Source organism: Streptomyces sp. NPDC037288 (assembly GCF_055603265.1).
The window spans coordinates 62,914-82,052 of record NZ_JBVJVY010000014.1; the positions used below are offsets into that span (position 1 = coordinate 62,914).

Genomic DNA, 19,139 nt, shown 5'->3' on the forward strand with positions numbered 1-19,139 from the left:
ATGACTGCGCTGAATCGTGTCCCGTCGCTCATGGCCCGGGCCGGCACGGCCTCGGCTCTCACCCTCGCCGCCGTCGGCGGCTCGATCGCGGTCCCTGGTCTCGCCACCGACGCCTCGGCCGCCACCCTCGCGACCAAAGCACTGCAGGTCGCAGCATCGAAGAAGGGCTCCCCGTACCAGTGGGGGGCCACGGGTCCGCGCAGGTTCGACTGCTCGGGACTGACGCTCTACTCGTTCAAGAAGGTGGGCAAGACCCTGCCGCGTACCGCGGCCCAGCAGTACAACAAGACGCACCACATCTCGGCCCTCAGCCGTAAGGCCGGTGACCTGGTTTTCTTCCACTCGGGTTCCAGCGTGTACCACGTCGGTATCTACGCGGGACACGGGAAGATCTGGCACGCGCCGAGGACCGGGGACGTGGTGAGGCTCCAGAAGATCTGGACCAAGAGCGTCTGGTACGGCCGGGTCGGCTGACCCGGCGTCAGGGCAGGAGCGGCTCCAGCAGCAGGGCCGCTCCCAGCACCGTCAGCGCCACCCCGGTGCCCGCCTGGAGCCCACGGGCGGCCCGGGGCCGGCGCAGCCACCTGCCCAGCCGCGGACTCGGCCCAGCAGGCCCGGCAGGCCCGGCAGGCCAGCGACGGAGTGGCGCCCTGCCCCGCGCCAGCCGGGCGGGCGGCTCTGCGGAGGGGCCACGGGGCCAGGCCCCGGCGCGCCGTGCCGGCCACGGCATCCGCCCCCGCGCCGAAGGACCACGAGACCCTCTCGACACCTCCGGTTCCACCACGGCGCTCCGCCCCCGAGTCCCTCAGCACCGCGCCCGCCGTCGCCACCCGGCCGTCACGGTGACCGGCCCCTCCCGGTGCGTGCCGCAGGGACCGCCGGCCGATCAGGACGCCCACCAGCCCGCCGCCGACCGGCCCATCGCCCCAGGGTCCGCCGTCCCGGACCCGCCGCCACCCGGCCCCTCTCCCACCGGCCGGCACCACCCAACCCGCCGTCTCACCGCCCCACACCACCGCGTCCGCCGTCCCGGACCCGCCGCCACCCAGCCCCTCTCCCACCGGCCGGCACCACCCAGCCCGCCGTCTCACCGCCCCACACCACCGCGTCCGCCGTCCCGGACCCGCCGCCACCCGGCCCCTCTCCCACCGGCCGGCACCACCCAACCCGCCGCCTCACCGCCCCACACCACCGCGTCCGCGCTCCGAGTCCCCCGCCCCCTCGTCCGCGGGCCTGCCGTGGCTGAGTCCCTCGTCCACCAAAATCGCCACCGGGGCGCCGCCGCTCGGCCTCGTCGCCAAAGGCCTGACGCCTGCCGGTTCCGCCCCGCAGTGCCCTTGGGAACGCAACGGCCGCCCCGCCCGGAGGGCTACGGTTCCTGTGGCCCCCCTGCCGGGACCGGCTCGGCCGGGATCGTCCAGGGGAGTTCGATGGAGACCGTCTTGCCGCCCTCGCGGGTGGGGCGGACGCGGAGTTTGCCGCCGCACTCGGCCGTGAGCCAGCGGATGATCACCATGCCGCGGCCGTTGTCCTGCTGGACCGCCGCAGGCAGTCTCTTCGGGAAGCGGGGGTGGCTGTCCGTGACGCCGATACGCAGGTGTTCGTCGCGGTCCAGGGCGACGTCAACCGTGAAGGTGGGTGACTGACCGAAGGTGTGCTGTACGGCGTTCGTGGCGAGCTCGGAGACGATGAGCCGCACGGTGTCGGCCACGTCGGTGTCCGCCGGCAGGCCCCACTCCTCGAGGGTGCCCACGACGTAGCAGCGGGCGGCGGACACCGAGGCGGGATCGCTCGGCAGAGTGACGGATGCTTCCAGATGGTCTGCCATGGCGACGTCGTCCCTTTCCCATGGGACCGCAGTCCGACACGGAGCGGATGGTTCGAGTACGGTCCCGGACTGGTGCTTGCTCGTCAGACTGCCACCACCGGGCCGGTCACGGGGAGCGATCCACCAAGATATGCATATATCTGTCGCCCAAAGCGGTGAACTCTATGACGCGAGACCGTATTTGGGCGGCCCGGAAGGAGTAAGGAGGAGCCCATGCAGAACGGGCCGGCAGTGCGCCGTCGCAAATTGGGCGCCGAACTGCGCACGCTGCGTACCGGTGCTGGGCTCACGAGTGGTGAGGCGGCCCAGCTGGTCGGCTGGCACCAGTCGAAGGTGAGCCGGATCGAGACCGGTGCCAGCGGCGTGAAACCAGCCGATGTCCGGTTACTCCTGGACGCCTACGGGGTGGAAGACGGGCAGCTGCGCGAGTTGCTGCTGATGCTGGCGGGTTCCGAGGGCGCGGGCGACCGGTCCGGCTGGTGGCACGCCTACCGCGGGGTTCTGCCGCCCACCTACCGGGATTTCATCAGCCTGGAGTCGCAGGCGAGCGCGATGCGCACCCTGGAGACCACGGTCGTACCCGGCCTGCTGCAGACGCCCGAGTACGCCCGCGCGGTGACCCGGGCGGCCGTGAAGGACCTGGACGACGAACGCCTGGACGCGCTGGTGGAGGTGCGGCTGGCCAGGCAGGACGTGCTCCGCGTCGACCCGCCGCTGAAGCTGTGCGCGGTGCTGGACGAGGCGGTGCTGCGGCGCGAGGTCGGCGGCCCGGAGGTGATGTACCGACAGCTGGCCCGGCTGGAGGAGGCCGCCCGTCTGCCCCAAGTACGGCTGCAGGTACTGCCGTTCGAGGCGGGAGCGCATGTCGGCCTCACCGGACCTTTCGTTATCTTCTCATTTCCGAGCACTTCTGATCTGGATGTGGTTGTTCTCGACCAATTGACGAGTAGCCTCTACCTGGAGCGGAAAGAAGACCTCATGGCCTACTCGGAGGCCTTCGACACCCTTCGCATGCACGCCCTTTCACCCGAGGACACGTTGGATTACATCGCCGGAATAGGTGACGGCGCGTAAGGAGGCACCATGTCAGCACTGCCTCGGAACGTCCCTGCCAGTACCGACCTGCACGACGTGCGCTGGCTGCGCAGCAGCTACAGCACAGGAGCCAACAACTGCGTGGAGACGACCCGGCCGGGCTCCGGTCCCTGGGCCGGACTGCTCGCCGTGCGCGACTCCAAGAGTCCGGCCGGACCCGCGCTGCTCTTCTCCGCCGGGAGCTGGGCCGGTTTTCTCACCGCCCTCTGACCGACGACCACCACCGACCCGAAGACGACCCCGCGCGAAGCACGGCCGTGTCACGCCGACTCATGGTCGCGTTTCGCCGATCACCCGTACAGCGCGTTCGATCTCGGCCCCGGACAGGTCCGCGCGGGCGGTCAGCCGCAGCCGTGAGATGCCGTCAGGCACGGAAGGGGGACGGAAGCAGCCCACGGCCAGCCCTGCCGTCCGGCAGTCGGCCGCCCAGCGCACGGCCTGCTCCGGGGACGGAGCCCGCACGGAGACCACCGCGGCGTCCGGACGCACCGCTTCCAGACCCGCGGCGGTCAGCCGTGCGTGCAGGTCGGCGGCCACCTCGCGGGCGCGCGCCGCGCGTTGCGGTTCGCGGACGAGCAGCCGCAGTGCCGCGAGCGCGGCGCCGGCCGCCGCCGGGGCCAGACCCGTGTCGAAGATGAAGGTCCGGGCCGCGTTGACCAGATGGTCGATCACCCGCGCCGGGCCGAGCACCACTCCGCCCTGGCTGCCGAGCGACTTGGACAGGGTGGCCGTGACCACCACGTCCGGGGCACCGGCCAGCCCGGCCTGGTACGGCGCGCCCCGGCCGCCGTCGCCCAGCACCCCGAGCCCGTGCGCGTCGTCCACGACCAGCCCCGCGCCGTACTCCCGGCACGCCTCGGCGAGCTCGGCCAGCGGCGCCCGGTCGCCGTCCACCGAGAACACGGTGTCCGACACGGCGATCGCCGGCCCCGGGCGCGTGGCCAGGGCCTTGCGCACCGCCTCGGGGTCGGCGTGCCCGACGACCTGCCGCTCGCCCCGGGCGAGCCGGCAGCCGTCGATGAGGGAGGCGTGGTTGCCGGCGTCGGAGACGATCAGCGAGCCGTGCGGGCCGAGCGCGGTGACCGCGGCCAGGTTGGCGGCGTAGCCGGAGGAGAAGACCAGTGCGGCCTCGAAGCCGCAGAACGCGGCCAGCTCGCCTTCCAGCTCGGTGTGCAGCTCGGTGGTGCCGGTGACCAGCCGGGAGCCGGTCGAGCCGCCGCCCCAGACCCGGGCGGCCCGCGCGGCCCCTTCGGTGACCTCGGGGTGGTGGGCGAAGGCCAGGTAGTCGTTGCTCGCGAGGTCCAGCAGCGGCGAGTCGGCCGGGCGCGGGCGCAGGGTCCGTACGAGTCCGGCGCGGCGACGCGCCTCCGCCTGCTCCGCGATCCAGCCGAACGCCATGGCTCCTCCGATGGTTTTGTAGGTAGCGGACAGACACTAGCGGCAGGACCAGCCGCCCAGTGTGTGGCAATACCCACACGGTGATCCGTCTCCGTTGTGCAAACTCTCCTTGGCCCGGAGCGGTCCCGTACGACAGGATCGGACGTCATGGACCTTCTGAACACGCTGGTGGACAAGGCGCTTCGGCGCGAGCTGCCGACCCGCGAGGAAGCACTCGCCGTACTGGCCACCTCCGACGACGACGTGCTCGATGTGGTGGCCGCGGCCGGCAAGGTGCGCCGGCACTGGTTCGGCCGCCGCGTGAAACTGAATTACCTGGTCAACCTCAAGTCCGGCTTGTGCCCGGAGGACTGCTCCTACTGCTCCCAGCGGCTCGGCTCCAAGACCGGCATCCTGAAGTACACCTGGCTCAAGCCCGACGAGGCCTCCCAGGCGGCCGCCGCGGGGCTCGCGGGAGGCGCCAAGCGGGTCTGCCTGGTGGCCAGCGGACGCGGCCCGACGGACGGGGACGTGGAGCGGGTCTCGGAGACCATCAAGGCGATCAAGGAACAGAACGAGGCCGTCGAGGTGTGCGCCTGCCTCGGTCTGCTCTCCGACGGCCAGGCCGAGCGGCTGCGCGAGGCGGGCGCGGACGCCTACAACCACAACCTCAACACCTCGGAGTCCACCTACGGGGACATCACCACCACCCACACCTACGCCGACCGGGTGGACACGGTGAACAAGGCCCACGCGGCCGGCCTGTCCGCCTGCTCCGGTCTGATCGCGGGGATGGGCGAGAGCGACGAGGACCTGGTGGACGTGGTCTTCTCGCTGCGCGAACTGGACCCGGACTCCGTTCCGGTGAACTTCCTCATCCCCTTCGAGGGCACCCCGCTGGCCAAGGAGTGGAACCTCACCCCGCAGCGCTGCCTGCGCATTCTGGCCATGGTCCGGTTCGTCTGTCCGGACGTGGAGGTCCGTATCGCGGGCGGCCGCGAGGTCCATCTGCGCACCATGCAGCCGCTCGCGCTGCACCTCGCCAACTCGATCTTCCTCGGCGACTACCTGACCAGCGAGGGCCAGGCCGGCAAGGCCGACCTGGAGATGATCGCGGACGCCGGGTTCGAGGTGGAGAACGCCGGCGAGGTGACGCTCCCGGAGCACCGGGTGGCGGCCGCGGGCGGCTGCGGATCGCACGAGAGCGCCGGATGCGGCTCCGTCTGCGGCTCGCACGAGGGCTGCGGCTCGCACGAGGGCGCGGACGCGTGCGGTACGACGGCTGATGCGTGCGGCACGGCGGGTGCGGTGACCGCGCCGGCTCCGCAGGAGGCGCGCACGGACCTCGTGGCCGTCCGCCGCCGGGGCGCCGGAACGGACCTCGCGCCCAATGCCTGACCTGCCCGGCCTGAGCGTGCCGGAGCTGCTGGAGCTGGACCGACGGCATGTCTGGCATCCGTACGGCCCGATGCCCGGACGTGCCGAACCGCTGGTCGTGGAGTCGGCGAGCGGGGTCCGGCTGCGGCTCGCCGGCGGCTCGGGCGAGTTGGTGGACGGCATGTCCTCCTGGTGGTCGGCGATCCACGGCTACAACCACCCGGTCCTCAACGAGGCGGCGCACGAGCAGCTCGGTCGGATGAGCCATGTGATGTTCGGCGGGCTCACGCACGAGCCCGCCGTACGGCTCACGAAGCACCTTGTCGACATGTCACCAGAGGGCCTGGAGCACGTCTTCCTGGCCGACTCCGGCTCGGTGTCGGTCGAGGTCGCGGTGAAGATGTGCCTGCAGTACTGGCGCTCGCTCGGCCGGCCCGGAAAGCAGCGGCTGCTGACCTGGCGGGGCGGCTACCACGGAGACACCTGGCAGCCGATGTCGGTGTGCGACCCCGACGGCGGGATGCACGAGCTGTGGACGGGTGTGCTGCCGCGCCAGCTGTTCGCCGACGCCCCGCCCGCGGAGTACGAGGAGTCGTACGCCGACCACCTGCGCGAACTGATCGCCCGGCACGCGGACGAGCTGGCCGCGGTGATCGTCGAGCCGGTCGTGCAGGGCGCCGGCGGGATGCGCTTCCACTCCCCGGCGTATCTGCGGGTGCTGCGCGAGGCGTGCGACGCGCACGACGTGCTGCTGGTGTTCGACGAGATCGCCACCGGCTTCGGCCGTACCGGTGCGCTGTTCGCGGCGGAGCACGCGGGCGTCACCCCGGATGTGATGTGCGTGGGCAAGGCGCTGACCGGCGGCTATCTGACGCTGTCGGCCACGCTGTGCACCGCGCGGATCGCCGACGGGATCTCGCGGGGCGAGGTGCCGGTGCTCGCGCACGGCCCCACGTTCATGGGCAACCCGCTGGCGGCGGCCGTGGCCTGCGCCTCCATCGAGCTGCTGCTGGGGCAGGACTGGCGGACGGAGGTCAAACGGATCGAGACGGGCCTGTGGGAGGGCCTGTCGCCGGCGCGTGGCCTGCCCTCGGTCCGGGATGTCCGGGTCCTCGGGGCGATCGGCGTCGTCCAGCTCGACCACGAGGTGGACATGGCCGCGGCCACCGCGGCCGCCGTGCGGGAGGGCGTGTGGCTGCGCCCGTTCCGCGACCTGGTCTACACGATGCCGCCGTACATCACCTCGGACGAGGACGTGGCAAGGATCGCGCGCGCGGTGTGCGCCGCGGCGCGGGAGGGATGACATGCCGGTACTGATGATCACAGGGACGGGTACGGAGGTCGGCAAGACCGTCACCACCGCCGCCGTCGCCGCCGCGGCGCTCGCGGCCGGACGCTCGGTGGCCGTGCTGAAGGCCGCGCAGACGGGGGTACGGCCGGACGAGCGCGGGGACGCCGACGAGGTCGCACGGCTCGCGGGGCGGGTCACGGCCACGGAACTGGCCCGCTACCCCGAGCCGTTGGCACCCGGCACGGCGGCCCGGCGGGCGGGCATGGCGCCCGTACACCCGCACGAGGTGGCCGACCGGGCGGCGAAGCTGGCCGCCGAGCACGATCTGGTGCTGGTCGAGGGGGCGGGCGGGCTGCTCGTCCGGTTCGACGCGGCCGGCGGCACCCTGGCGGACGCGGCGCGGCTGCTGGACGCACCGGTGCTGGTCGTCGCCCAGGCGGGTCTGGGCACGCTCAACACGACGGAGCTGACGGCACTGGAACTACGGCGCCGGGACCTGAAGTTGGCGGGCGTCGTGATCGGCAGCTGGCCCGACTCCCCCGACCTCGCCACCCGCTGCAACGTCACCGACCTGCCGGAGGTCGCGGGCTCCCCCCTCCTCGGCGCGATCCCCTCCGGGGCGGGGGCGCTGTCACCGGCCGACTTCCGCACGGCAGCACCGACGTGGCTGGCCCCCCGCCTGGACGGGACCTGGGATGCGGAAGCGTTCCGGGTCCGCGAGGCGGCATGACGGGAGCGGCACACCCCGGGCGCGGGCCCGGGGGTGACCTTCCCGCCGGCCGAGCCGCGTAGGGGGCCCACCCTCCAGCCGACCGGGTCGGGTGGAGGGTGGGCCGGGTGGGGTCCGGGGGCGGAGCCCCGTGCCGGCCGGGCGCCGACGCCGGGGGTGCGAAGGCGTCGTACGGGGGACACTCCCTCTAGGCCGTCCGTCGGGGAGGTTCGCCATGCGGCTGCTGTCCGGTTCCGACAAGGTCGCGCGGAGTCCCGTGCACCATCCGCTGTCCGCCCGCTGCTACGCCCGGTACAGCGTGAGCGCCGAGACCCGGCTGGGCATGGCCGGAGTGCGCGAGCGGCTGCTCGCGGGACTGTCCGGGCGGGTGATCGAGATCGGCGCCGGCAACGGGCTGAACTTCTCGCACTATCCGGGCACCGTCGCCGAGGTCGTCGCGATCGAACCGGAGCCGCTGCTCAGGAAGTTGGCGCTCGAGTCGGCCCTGCGCGCCCAGGTGCCGGTCGACGTGGTGCCGGGCGCCGCCGAGGCGCTGCCGGTCAAGAGCGAGGCCTTCGACGCGGTCGTGCTGTCCCTGGTGCTGTGCAGCGTGCGCGACGTACCGCGGGCGCTGAGCGAGGTACGGCGGGTGCTCAGGCCGGGCGGCCAGGTGCGGTTCTTCGAGCACGGCCGGGGCGGTGGCCCTCTGATGACCCTCACCCAGCGCACGCTGGACCGGACCCTGTGGCCTCTGCTCACCGGCGGATGTCATGTGGCCCGCCGGCCGGTGGCCGCGCTGCGCGAGGCCGGGTTCGCACTCGGCCCCCACCGGCGCGTGATGATGCCGGAGAAGGGCCCGGCGCTGCCGGCGTCGTACTGCACGCTCGGCGTCGCCTGGCGCCCGGACGAGCCGACCGCGCGCTGATCACAGGCTCCAGCGCCGCAGCTCCCGCGCGATGTCGTCCACGTCGGCCGCACCCTCCTTCACCAGCCGGGCGAGGTCGCGCACCTGCTCGGGCGTGGTGACCACCTTCGCGCCGCTGGCGACCAGGTAGGCATAGGCGACCGCCGAGGCGAACAGCGCGTTGGAACGCTCCAGCGCCGGCAGGTGGATCAGCAGCTGGAGCAGGGAGGCGGCGCGGGCGTGCGGGTTGTCGTAGACCGGCACGCCGAATATCTCGGCGCGGTGCCGGGCGACGGCGGCGACCAGCGCGCCCCAGTCGGTGACCTGCGGGTCCCCGGGCGTCTTCTGTTCGGCGAGCATGAGGAGCCAGGCGAGGTCGATGCTGAGCTCGTTCAAGGGATCAGCGGCCGTCCCCGGTGCCGGCACCGCGGGGGGTCTCGGTGAACTCCTCGGCGAACACGGACTCGTACTGCTTCATGAAGTCGGCGGCGGCCTCGACGAACGTACGGCCGGCTTCCCCGGTGTCCTGTCTGACCAGCTCTTCGATGTAGCGGTTGACGCTGATGCCACGGGCCAGGGCGCGTTCGCGGGCCGCGCGGGCGGTGCCCTCGTCCACGCGCACGTTCAGCTGGGTCTTCGCCATGCCTCGACGCTAGCGCCGAGGTGCTAGCAAGGCAAGGGCGCGCGTAAGCGCTGCGCCGGGTCGGTCTGTCCCTTACGCTCGCCCGGAACGGGCGGTTCGAACGACCGGGAGGCTGTCTTGTCCACACCAGCTGCGCAGCACGCCCCGGGCCGCACGCCCAGCGATGGCATCGCGGCCCGCGCCCGCGGGCTGACCAAGGCCTACGGCTCGGGCGAGACGGCCGTGATCGCCCTGGACTCGGTGGACGTGGACATCGCGCGCGGCCGTTTCACCGCCGTGATGGGCCCCTCGGGATCGGGGAAGTCCACGCTCATGCACTGTCTGGCGGGCCTCGACACGGTCTCGGCCGGTCAGGTGTGGCTGGGCGACACCGAGATCACCGGTTTGAGGGAACGGGAGCTGACCCGTCTCCGGCGGGACCGGGTCGGGTTCATGTTCCAGTCGTTCAACCTGATCCCGACCCTGACGGCCGCCGAGAACATCACCCTGCCGATGGACATCGCGGGCCGGAAGCCCGACCAGCGGTGGCTGGACCAGGTCATCGACACGCTGGGGCTGCGCGGGCGGCTGACGCACCGGCCCGCCCAGCTCTCCGGGGGCCAGCAGCAGCGGGTCGCCTGCGCGCGGGCGCTGGCCTCCCGACCGGAGCTGATCTTCGCCGACGAGCCGACCGGGAACCTCGACTCGCGGGCCGGCCTGGAGGTGCTGGGCTTCCTGCGGGACGCGGTGGACGATCTCGGGCAGACGGTCGTCATGGTCACGCACGACCCGGGCGCCGCCGCCCACTCCGACCTCGTGCTGTTCCTCGCCGACGGGCGGATCGTGGACGAGACGGCACAACCGACGGCGGACGCCGTACTGGAACGGATGAAGCAGTTCGACGTGGCCCGGGGCCGGCTCGGCGACGGCACCGCCCAGGAGGGCTGACCGGTGCTGAAAGCGACCCTGAGGAGTTTCCTCGCGCACAAGGGGCGGCTCGCGCTGTCCGCGCTGGCCGTGGTCCTGTCCGTGGCGTTCGTCGCGGGCAGTCTGATCTTCTCCGACACCGTCACCCGTACCTTCGACCGGCTGTTCGCCTCCACCGCCGCCGATGTGACGGTCCAGCCGAAGCAGGATCTGCGGTCGGCCCGGCTGAGCGGCGAGGTGCAGACCCTGCCCGCCGCGCTGCGGGACCGCGTGGCCAAGGTCGACGGAGTCGCGGCGGCCCGCGCCGAGGTGTCGGTGGAGAACGCCGTCGTGGTCGACGCCCACCACAAGTCCGTCGGCCCGACCACGGGCGCCCCGACCCTCGCGACGGCCTGGTACGTCACGCATCGCAGCCCGGTGCGGCTCACCTCCGGCCATGCGCCGCGGGGTGCGGGTGAGGCGCTGCTGGACGCCGACACGGCCGGCAAGAGGCACGTACGGATCGGCGACACGCTGACCGTCCAGGCCCAGCCGGGCACGTTCCGGGTGCGGGTGGTCGGCATCGCCACGTTCACCACCACCAACCCCGGCGCGGCCCTGGTCTTCCTGGACCCGGCGGTCGCGGGCCGCGAGCTGCTCGGGTCGGCCGCGAAGGCGACCAGCATCTCGGTGGACGCGGCGCCCGGAGTGACCGACGCACAGCTCAAGCAGCGTGTCGGCCGGGCGATCGGCACCGGCACCTACGACCTGAAGACCGCCGGCGAGCAGGCCAAGTCGGCGGCGGCCAGCCTCGGCACCTTCCTCGACGTGATCAAGTACGTGATGCTGGGCTTCGCCGGTGTCGCGCTGCTCGTGGGCGTGTTCCTCATCGTCAACACCTTCTCCATGCTGATCGCCCAGCGCACGCGCGAGCTGGGCCTGCTACGGGCACTCGGCGCGGACCGCAGGCAGGTGCGGCGCTCGGTGCTCACGGAGGCACTGCTGCTCGGGCTGGTCGGTTCGACACTCGGCCTGCTGGCCGGTATCGGGCTGGCGCTGGGGCTGATCCGGCTGATGAGCGCCTTCGGGATGAACCTGAAGGCCACGGAGATGGTGATCGGCTGGGCCACCCCCGTGGCGGCGTACGTCGTCGGTGTCGGCGTCACCTTCGTGGCCGCCTATCTGCCCGCGCGGCGCGCGGCGGCCGTGTCGCCGATGGCGGCGCTCGCCGACGCCGAGGTCGCCGGTGTGGGCAAGCCGTTGACGGTGCGGGCCGTCGTCGGGGCGGTGGTCGGGGCGGCGGGCGCGGCGGCGCTGGCCGGGTGCGCGGCGGCCACGAGGACCGCGCAGGCGGCCTCGCTGCTGGGGCTCGGCGTGGTCCTGACGCTGATCGCGACCGTGGTCGCCGGCCCCCTGCTGGTGCGGCCGGTGATCCGGATCCTGGGCGGGGCGTTTCCCGCGCTGTTCGGCCCGGTCGGCCGGATGAGTCAGCGCAACGCCCTGCGCAACCCGCGCCGTACGGGCGCCACGGCCGCCGCGCTCATGGTGGGTTTGGCCCTGGTCGGCGGGATGTCGGTGGCGAGCGCCTCGATGTCCGCGTCGTTCGACCGGCAGATCGAGAAGAACCTCGGTGCCGACTTCATCGTCCAGAACACCAACTTCGCCCCGTTCACCAAGGAGGTGCGGGACGGCGTGGCGCGCACGCGGGGCGTCGGGCTCGTCGTTCCGCAGCGGCTCACCCCGGTCGCCGTGGACCTGCCGACGGGAGACCAGGTCCGCACGACCGCCGTCGCGTACGGGTCCCGGCTCGACGACGTCCTGCACATCACCTACGCGCAGGGCGGTTCGCGGGCCGCGCTGGCGGACGGTCACCTCGCCATGGACGCCGGCTTCGCCAGGGACCACGGCGTGCGTGTCGGCAGCGTCGTACCGGTCGGGTTCCCGGGCGGGCGGCACACCGGGCTGACCGTCGCGGCACTCACCGACCAGGCCACGACGGAGGGTTTCGGGAGCCAGGGCGGCATCTACTTCGGCCTGGGGACCCTGGCGAAGTACGCGCCCGGCGCCCAGGACTCCGCGCTCTACGTCAACGCGGCATCCGGCACGAAACCGCAGGACCTGCGGCCCCGTCTGGAACGGGCGCTGGAGCCGTTCCCGCAGGTCCAGGTGCGCAACCAGACCGACTACAAGCAGCTGGTCCACAAGCAGATCGCCGTGCTGCTCTACCTGGTGTACGCGCTGCTCGGACTGGCGATCGTGATCGCCGTGCTCGGTGTGGTCAACACCCTGGCCCTGTCGGTGGTGGAGCGCACCCGTGAAATCGGGCTGCTGCGCGCGATCGGGCTGGGGCGGCGGCAGCTGCGCCGGATGATCCGGCTGGAGTCGGTGGTGATCGCGGTGTTCGGCGCGGTGCTCGGGCTGGGGCTGGGGCTCGTGTGGGGCGTGTGCATGCAGCAGGTGCTGGCCCTGCGCGGGCTGACGGCGCTGGCGTTCCCCTGGACGACGATCGTCGCCGTAGTGATCGGTGCGGCGGTGGTGGGCGTGGTGGCGGCCCTGCTGCCGGCGCTGCGGGCGTCGCGAATGAACGTGCTGGCGGCGATCGCCCACGAGTGAGGCCGCCCTTCTGGGCGTGCGGCGGGCGTGATGGAATCGCGGGTCCCGGTTCAAGTCACCTGCCCCCGAGGAGAGTTCATGCCGCGTCCGTTCCGCTTCGGGGTCAATCTGCTCACGCCCGCGCCCGCCGCCGAGTGGCGCGCGAAGTGCCGCCGCGCCGAGGAACTCGGGTACGACGTGATCCTGGTCCCGGATCACCTCGGCATGGCCGCTCCGTTCCCGGCACTGGTCGCGGCGGCCGAGGCGACCGAACGCCCCCGGCTGGGCACGTTCGTACTCAACGCGGGATTCTGGAATCCCGCACTGCTGGCCCGCGAGGTGGCGACCACGGACGCGCTCACCGGCGGGCGCCTCGAACTCGGCCTGGGCACCGGGTACGTACCGGCCGAGCACGAGACGGCCGGGCTGCCGTACGGTTCGCCGGGCGAGCGGGTGGACCACCTCCGCCGTACGGTGGCGGAGCTGGACCGGCTGCTCGGCTCCCCCGGACACCAGCCGCGTCCCGCCCAGTCCCGGGTGCCGCTGCTGATCGGTGCCAACGGCGACCGGATGCTGCGGCTGACCGCCGAGCACGCGGACATCGCGGCCTTCACCGGAGCCCGGCCGGGGAAGACACCGGGCGGTCTGGAGCCGCTCACCGCCGAGGAGCTGGACGAGCGGGTGGCGCGCTACCGGAGCCTCGCGGCGGGCCGGGCGGAGGAGGCGGAACTGAATCTCCTCGTCCAGCTCGTGGCGGTCACGGACGACCCGGAACCGGTGCTGAAACCGCTGCTGGAGCGGCAGTCGCAGCTGAGCGTCGCCGACGCGCTGGCGCTGCCCATCGTGCTGGCCGGCCCACTGGAGGACGTCGTCGCCCGGGTGCGGGTGCAGCGCGAGCGGTTCGGGTTCTCGTACCTGACGGTCCTTGAGCCGTACATGGAGGCCTTCGCGCCGGTGATGAAGCGGCTGCGCGAGGCGTCCGCATGATGGAAACCCGCACGCGGAGCCCCCACCGCCTGCTCCGATGATCACATGACCGACCTCCGTATACGCCCGGCGGCGCACGCCGACCTGGACGCTGTCCTCGCCTTCTGGAAGACGGCCGCCGAGGGCGCCAGCATCAGCGACGACCGGGACGGCGTGGAACGGCTGGTGGCCCGCGACCCGCAGGCCCTGATCCTCGCCGAGCAGGACGGTGAGCTGGTGGGCACGGTGATCGCGGGCTTCGACGGGTGGCGCTGCCATCTGTACCGGCTCGCGGTACATCCGGAGCGGCGCCGGCAGGGCATCGGCTCGGCGCTGCTGGTTGCCGCCGAGGAGCGGTTCGTACGGCTCGGCGGACGACGTGCGGACGCGATGGTGCTGGTGCGCAACGAGCGGGCGCACCACGCCTGGAGCGCCGCCGGTTACGGCCCGGAGGAGCGCTGGCGGCGCTGGGTGAAGCCGCTCCCCGGCTGAGCCGCCGCCTTCCTTTGCTCATCCTTTACCATTGAGGGAGCACTCGGCCCTCTATGAAAGGTTGTGAGCGTCCGCCGATGGGCGACCCTCCCGGTACGCGCCGCCGCGCGACCCGCCCTGCCCTGTCCGATCATGGGACGGGGGTGACCCGATGACCGAAGTGCTCCTGCTTCTGGTGGCGATCCTGCTGTCGCTCGCCTGTGGTGCCTTCGTGGCGGCGGAGTTCTCGCTGACCACGGTGGAGCGCGGCGAGCTGGAGCGGGCCGCCGAGCGCGGCGAACGCGGCGCCTCAGGCGCCCTGAAGGCCGCGCGGAACCTGACGTTCCAGCTCTCCGGGGCCCAGCTCGGCATCACCGTGACCAACCTGGTGGTCGGCATGCTCGCCGAGCCGTCCATCGCCAAGCTGCTCGCCGGCCCGTTCCGGGCGATGGGCCTGTCGGAGGGCACGGCGAGTTCGGTCGCCCTCGTGCTCGGTACGGCCCTGTCGACGGTGTTCCTGATGGTCGTCGGCGAGCTGGTGCCGAAGAACTGGGCGATCTCCTCACCCCTGGCCGTGGCCAAGCGGGTGGGCAATCCGCAGCGCTTGTTCAGCGCCGCGTTCCGGCCCTTCATCACGCACCTGAACAACACGGCCAACCGTTTCGTGCGCCGGCTCGGCATGGAGCCCGCCGAAGAGCTGGCCTCCGCGCGTGGACCGCAGGAGCTGGCGGCGCTCGCCCGGCACTCCGCCAAGGAGGGCGCGCTGGAGCCGGACACCGCCGAGCTGTTCGTGCGCACGCTGAACCTGGCCGACCTGACGGCGGAGAACGTGATGACCCCGCGCGTCCAGGTCGTCGCCCTCGACACCCAGGCCACCTGCGAGGACGTGGCGAACGCGACCCGGGCCACCGGGCTGAGCCGGTTCCCGGTCTACCGGGGCACCCTGGACTCGGTCGTCGGGACCGCCCACATCAAGGACGTGCTGGCCGTCCCCGCCGACCAGCGGCGCCACCGCACGGTCGCCCAGGTGATGCGCGAGCCGCTGCTCGTACCCGAGTCCCTGACCGTCGACCGGCTGCTGGACCGGCTGGGCGGCAGGCGCACCATGGCCGTCGTCATCGACGAGTACGGCGGCACAGCCGGCGTGGCGACCCTGGAGGACATCGTCGAGGAGGTCGTCGGCGAGGTACGGGACGAGCACGACCCGCACGAGACGCCGGACCTCGCCCCCGCCGGGGCGGACGAGCACGGGCGGGCCCTGTACTCGGCCGACGGCGCCGCCCGCACCGATCAGCTCGCGCGGGTGGGCCTGCGGGTGCCGGAGGGGCCGTACGAGACCCTGGCCGGGCTGCTCGCGACCCTGCTGGGCCGGATACCCCGGATCGGTGACACGGTCGAGGTCGCGGGCTGGCGGCTGGACGTGGTGGACGCCACCGGCCGCCGCGCGGCACGGGTGCTGCTGCACGCGCCGCTGGACGACGAGCAGGCCCACGAGACCGCGGAGGGGGCACGATGACCGCCGTACAGCTGCTGGTCGGGCTGGCGACCCTGGTCGTCAACGCCTTCTTCGTCGGCGCCGAGTTCGCACTGATCTCCGTGCGCCGCTCACAGGTCGAGCCGCTGGCCCAGGAGGGCGACCGGCGTGCGAAGGCCGTGCTGTGGGGCCTGGAGCACGTCTCGGCGCTGCTGGCCGCCGCCCAGCTGGGCATCACGCTGTGCACGCTGGTCCTGGGTGTGGTCGCGGAACCGGCGATCGCGCACCTGCTGGAGCCGGTGTTCCGCGCGGCCGGTGTGCCCGTGAGCGCGGGTCACGCCGTGTCCTTCGTGATCGCGCTGACCCTCGCGACCTACCTGCACATGCTGCTCGGCGAGATGGTGCCCAAGAACATCGCGCTCGCCGAGCCGGTGCGCAGCGCGCTGCTGCTCGGCCCGCCGCTCGTCGCGCTGTCCCGGGCCCTGCGCCCGGTGATCTTCGCGATCAACGCCTTCGCGAACGGGCTGCTGAAGGTGCTCCGGGTGGAGGCCAGGAACGAGGTCGCGGCGACCTTCACGGACACCGAACTCGCCGAGATCGTGAAGGACGCCAGCGAGGCGGGCCTGATCGACGACCGGGCGCAGGAGCGGCTGCACGACGCGCTGGAGCTGGGCAGCCGGCCCGTACGGGACGTCGTGGTGCCGCTGGAGCGGGTGGTGTACGCGCGCGTGGGCGTCAGCCCGGAGCAGCTGGAGCGGCTGTCGGCCGAGTCGGGCTTCTCCCGGTTCCCCGTGGTCGACGTGGGACGGCGGATCCTGGGCTATCTGCACGTCAAGGACGCGCTGGACGCCTCGCCGCGGGACGTGCCGTTCCGGCTGCGGGACATGCGGTCCATCGCGCGCGTGCGGGAGGGCACCCCGCTGGACGACGTGCTCACCGCGATGCGCGGCAGCCGTACGCATGTGGCGGCGGTGCTCGGCGACGACGGCCGGCTGGCCGGCCTGGTGACCATGGAGGACGTGCTGCGGGAGCTGTTCGGGCAGCCGGCACCGGGATGACGCGGGGATCCCGCCGGGCGTATCCGGGGCGACCGACCGGTGGGTATGGAGCCGGGATACCATCGCTCACGCCATGCAGACGAATCCCACAACTCCCCCGCACACCAGCCTGGTCGCGGTCGGCGACTCCTTCACCGAGGGCATGTCGGACCTGCTGCCCGACGGCTCCTACCGGGGCTGGGCCGACCTGCTCGCCACGCGGATGGCCGCCCGCACACCCGGGTTCCGGTACGCCAACCTGGCCGTGCGCGGGAAGCTGATCGGGCAGATCGTCGACGAGCAGGTGGCCACGGCGGCGGCCATGAACGCCGATGTGGTCACGCTGGTCGGCGGGCTCAACGACACCCTGCGGCCCAAGTGCGACATGGGCCGCGTCAAGGGACTGCTGACCGAGGCCGTGGAGCGGCTGGCGCCGTCCTGCAAGCAGCTGGTGCTGATGCGCAGCCCCGGCCGCCAGGGCCCGGTGCTGGAGCGGTTCCGGCCGCGCATGGAGGAGCTGTTCGCCTGCGTGGACGAGCTGGCCGCACGGCACGGCGCGGTCGTCGTCGACCTGTACGGGGCGCCCTCGCTCGGCGACCCCCGGCTGTGGGACGTGGACCGGCTGCATCTGACGGCGGAAGGGCACCGCCGGGTCGCCGAGGCGGTGTGGCAGACGCTCGGGTACGAGCCGGAGGACACCGAGTGGCAGGTGCCGATGCCGGCCACCCTCCCGCCGGGCTGGGTGACGCGCCGGGTGGCGGACGCGCGCTTCGCCCGGCAGCACCTGCTGCCGTGGATAGGCCGGCGCCTGACCGGCCGCTCCTCGGGGGACGGCCGCCCGGCCAAGCGGCCGGAGCTGCTGCCGTACGAGGGACCGGCGTAGCTCGGGGCACTGCTCGGCGGTTGGCGGCGGGCGTGTGCACGTGACGGGCGTCTCGTAGCTTCCGCCGAACGGGGGCGTGGCGCTGGCCTGCACAAACCGCCAGTAGAATCTGGACACGTGACTTCTGCGCCCGCCAAGCCCCGCATCCCGAACGTCCTCGCCGGACGCTACGCCTCCGCCGAGCTCGCCACGCTCTGGTCCCCCGAGCAGAAGGTGAGACTGGAGCGGCAGCTCTGGCTCGCCGTGCTGCGCGCCCAGAAGGACCTGGGCATCGAGGTGCCGGACGAGGCCATCGCCGACTACGAGCGTGTCCTCGACACCGTCGACCTGGCCTCGATCGCCGAGCGCGAGAAGGTCACCCGGCACGATGTGAAGGCGCGGATCGAGGAGTTCAACGACCTCGCCGGGCACGAGCACGTGCACAAGGGCATGACCTCCCGCGACCTCACCGAGAACGTGGAGCAGCTGCAGATCCGGCTGTCGCTGGAGCTGATGCGCGACCGTACGGTGGCCGTCCTCTCCCGCCTGGGCAAGCTCGCGGGCGAGTACGCGGAGCTGGTCATGGCGGGCCGCTCGCACAACGTGGCCGCGCAGGCCACCACCCTCGGCAAGCGTTTCGCGACCGCCGCCGACGAGCTGCTGGTCGCCTACGGCCGCGTCGAGGAGCTGCTCGGCCGCTACCCGCTGCGCGGCATCAAGGGCCCGGTCGGCACCGCGCAGGACATGCTGAACCTGCTCGGCGGCGACGCGGCGAAGCTGGCCGAGCTGGAGCAGCGGATCGCCCGGCACCTGGGCTTCTCGCAGGCGTTCACCTCGGTCGGCCAGGTCTACCCGCGCTCGCTGGACTACGAGGTCGTCACCGCCCTGGTGCAGCTGGCGGCGGCGCCGTCCTCGCTGGCCAAGACGATCCGGCTGATGGCCGGGCACGAACTGGTCACCGAGGGCTTCAAGCCGGGCCAGGTCGGCTCCTCCGCGATGCCGCACAAGATGAACACCCGCTCCTGCGAGCGCGTCAACGGCCTCATGGTCATCCTGCGCGGCTACGCCTCCATGACCGGCGAGCTGGCGGGCGACCAGTGGAACGAGGGCGACGTGTCCTGCTCGGTGGTGCGCCGCGTCGCGCTGCCGGACGCCTTCTTCGCGCTGGACGGTCTGCTGGAGACCTTCCTGACCGTGCTCGACGAGTTCGGTGCCTTCCCGGCGGTCGTCGCCCGCGAGCTGGACCGTTATCTGCCGTTCCTCGCCACCACCAAGGTGCTCATGGGTGCGGTGCGGGCCGGTGTGGGCCGCGAGGTCGCGCACGAGGCGATCAAGGAGAACGCCGTGGCCACCGCGCTCGCGATGCGCGAGCAGGGAGCCGAGCGCAACGACCTGCTCGACAAGCTCTCCGGCGACGAGCGCCTGCCCCTCGACCGCGAGCAGCTCGCGGCGCTGATGGCCGACAAGCTGTCCTTCACCGGCGCCGCCGCCGACCAGGTCGGTGTGGTCGTCGGCCGGATCGAGGAGATCGTCAAGCGGCACCCGGAGGCCGCCGGTTACGCCCCGGGAGCGATCCTCTGACCCGCACACCCCGCGCACCCCGCTTCACCAGGGCGGACCTGGAGGCC

Annotated in this window: 19 protein-coding genes and 1 pseudogene; 15 read left to right on the plus strand and 5 right to left on the minus strand. The window is 72.6% G+C overall.

The annotated features are described in order from the left end of the window. The gene (locus tag ACZ7GZ_RS18385; protein ID WP_471025188.1) at nt 1-474 is read left to right on the plus strand and encodes a C40 family peptidase; all 474 of its coding nucleotides are present in this window, start codon (nt 1-3) and stop codon (nt 472-474) included. Nucleotides 475-481: 7 nt separating this feature from the next. On the opposite strand, the pseudogene ACZ7GZ_RS18390 reads toward ACZ7GZ_RS18385, so the two are convergent. Further along, nucleotides 482-595: pseudogene (locus ACZ7GZ_RS18390) on the minus strand (LysE family translocator); the annotation flags it as partial. A gap of 774 nt (nt 596-1,369) precedes the next feature. Further along, entirely contained in the window at nt 1,370-1,828 is a 459-nt protein-coding gene (locus tag ACZ7GZ_RS18395) for an ATP-binding protein (protein WP_471025190.1), read from the minus strand. Nucleotides 1,829-2,041: 213 nt separating this feature from the next. Here ACZ7GZ_RS18395 and ACZ7GZ_RS18400 point away from each other — a divergent pair, with 213 nt between their 5' ends. Together ACZ7GZ_RS18400 and ACZ7GZ_RS18405 are read left to right on the plus strand one after the other, a co-directional pair. Next, nucleotides 2,042-2,902 carry a helix-turn-helix domain-containing protein gene (locus ACZ7GZ_RS18400; RefSeq protein ID WP_471025192.1) on the plus strand — a complete coding sequence of 287 codons (861 nt, stop codon included), beginning with the start codon at nt 2,042-2,044 and terminating at the stop codon, nt 2,900-2,902. Nucleotides 2,903-2,911: 9 nt separating this feature from the next. Then, nucleotides 2,912-3,133 carry a DUF397 domain-containing protein gene (locus tag ACZ7GZ_RS18405; RefSeq protein WP_471025194.1) on the plus strand — a complete coding sequence of 74 codons (222 nt, stop codon included), beginning with the start codon at nt 2,912-2,914 and terminating at the stop codon, nt 3,131-3,133. A gap of 60 nt (nt 3,134-3,193) precedes the next feature. On the opposite strand, the gene ACZ7GZ_RS18410 is transcribed toward ACZ7GZ_RS18405, so the two are convergent. Continuing rightward, nucleotides 3,194-4,321 (minus strand): 8-amino-7-oxononanoate synthase, encoded by a 1,128-nt coding sequence (locus ACZ7GZ_RS18410; protein ID WP_471025195.1) that lies wholly within the window; start codon nt 4,319-4,321, stop codon nt 3,194-3,196. 147 nt (nt 4,322-4,468) lie between these two features. Between ACZ7GZ_RS18410 and bioB the strand changes: the two genes are divergently transcribed. From bioB to ACZ7GZ_RS18430, 4 genes are all read left to right on the plus strand, one after another. Next, on the plus strand, nt 4,469-5,698 hold the full coding sequence (gene bioB / locus ACZ7GZ_RS18415) for a biotin synthase BioB (protein ID WP_471025197.1): 1,230 nt from the start codon (nt 4,469-4,471) through the stop codon (nt 5,696-5,698). Continuing rightward, nucleotides 5,691-6,980, plus strand: a complete 1,290-nt coding sequence (locus ACZ7GZ_RS18420; protein WP_471025199.1) for an adenosylmethionine--8-amino-7-oxononanoate transaminase — start codon at nt 5,691-5,693, stop codon at nt 6,978-6,980. The genes bioB and ACZ7GZ_RS18420 overlap by 8 nt, the downstream gene beginning before the upstream one ends. Nucleotide 6,981: 1 nt before the next feature. Next, complete coding sequence (gene bioD, locus ACZ7GZ_RS18425) at nt 6,982-7,698, plus strand: dethiobiotin synthase (RefSeq protein ID WP_471025201.1); 717 nt, start codon at nt 6,982-6,984, stop codon at nt 7,696-7,698. 214 nt (nt 7,699-7,912) lie between these two features. Then, on the plus strand, nt 7,913-8,602 hold the full coding sequence (locus ACZ7GZ_RS18430) for a class I SAM-dependent methyltransferase (protein ID WP_471025203.1): 690 nt from the start codon (nt 7,913-7,915) through the stop codon (nt 8,600-8,602). Here the strand turns inward: ACZ7GZ_RS18430 and ACZ7GZ_RS18435 are convergent, their stop codons facing one another. Both ACZ7GZ_RS18435 and ACZ7GZ_RS18440 read right to left on the minus strand, forming a co-directional pair. Next, on the minus strand, nt 8,603-8,977 hold the full coding sequence (locus tag ACZ7GZ_RS18435; RefSeq protein ID WP_450796416.1) for a fic family toxin-antitoxin system, toxin component: 375 nt from the start codon (nt 8,975-8,977) through the stop codon (nt 8,603-8,605). It abuts the gene before it with no gap. 4 nt (nt 8,978-8,981) lie between these two features. After that, nucleotides 8,982-9,224, minus strand: coding sequence for a toxin-antitoxin system HicB family antitoxin (locus tag ACZ7GZ_RS18440; protein WP_363218373.1), 243 nt, complete (start codon nt 9,222-9,224; stop codon nt 8,982-8,984). A 117-nt stretch (nt 9,225-9,341) separates the two neighbouring features. Here ACZ7GZ_RS18440 and ACZ7GZ_RS18445 point away from each other — a divergent pair, with 117 nt between their 5' ends. The 8 genes from ACZ7GZ_RS18445 (at nt 9,342) to purB (ending at nt 19,092) form a co-directional block, all read left to right on the plus strand. After that, complete coding sequence (locus ACZ7GZ_RS18445) at nt 9,342-10,151, plus strand: ABC transporter ATP-binding protein (protein WP_471025204.1); 810 nt, start codon at nt 9,342-9,344, stop codon at nt 10,149-10,151. 3 nt (nt 10,152-10,154) lie between these two features. Beyond that, complete coding sequence (locus tag ACZ7GZ_RS18450) at nt 10,155-12,722, plus strand: ABC transporter permease (RefSeq protein WP_471025206.1); 2,568 nt, start codon at nt 10,155-10,157, stop codon at nt 12,720-12,722. Nucleotides 12,723-12,800: 78 nt separating this feature from the next. Further along, a complete protein-coding gene (locus ACZ7GZ_RS18455) occupies nt 12,801-13,688 on the plus strand; it encodes an LLM class F420-dependent oxidoreductase (protein ID WP_471025208.1) in 888 nt (295 codons plus the stop codon). Between the two features lie 45 nt (nt 13,689-13,733). Next, nucleotides 13,734-14,159 (plus strand): GNAT family N-acetyltransferase, encoded by a 426-nt coding sequence (locus ACZ7GZ_RS18460; RefSeq protein WP_471025209.1) that lies wholly within the window; start codon nt 13,734-13,736, stop codon nt 14,157-14,159. 151 nt (nt 14,160-14,310) lie between these two features. Next, the gene (locus ACZ7GZ_RS18465; RefSeq protein ID WP_471025211.1) at nt 14,311-15,654 is read left to right on the plus strand and encodes a hemolysin family protein; all 1,344 of its coding nucleotides are present in this window, start codon (nt 14,311-14,313) and stop codon (nt 15,652-15,654) included. Then, entirely contained in the window at nt 15,651-16,670 is a 1,020-nt protein-coding gene (locus tag ACZ7GZ_RS18470; protein ID WP_471025213.1) for a hemolysin family protein, read from the plus strand. The genes ACZ7GZ_RS18465 and ACZ7GZ_RS18470 overlap by 4 nt, the downstream gene beginning before the upstream one ends. A 73-nt stretch (nt 16,671-16,743) precedes the next feature. Further along, on the plus strand, nt 16,744-17,532 hold the full coding sequence (locus ACZ7GZ_RS18475) for an SGNH/GDSL hydrolase family protein (protein ID WP_471025214.1): 789 nt from the start codon (nt 16,744-16,746) through the stop codon (nt 17,530-17,532). A gap of 117 nt (nt 17,533-17,649) precedes the next feature. Then, nucleotides 17,650-19,092 (plus strand): adenylosuccinate lyase, encoded by a 1,443-nt coding sequence (purB, locus tag ACZ7GZ_RS18480; protein ID WP_471025216.1) that lies wholly within the window; start codon nt 17,650-17,652, stop codon nt 19,090-19,092. Nucleotides 19,093-19,139 lie beyond the last annotated feature (47 nt).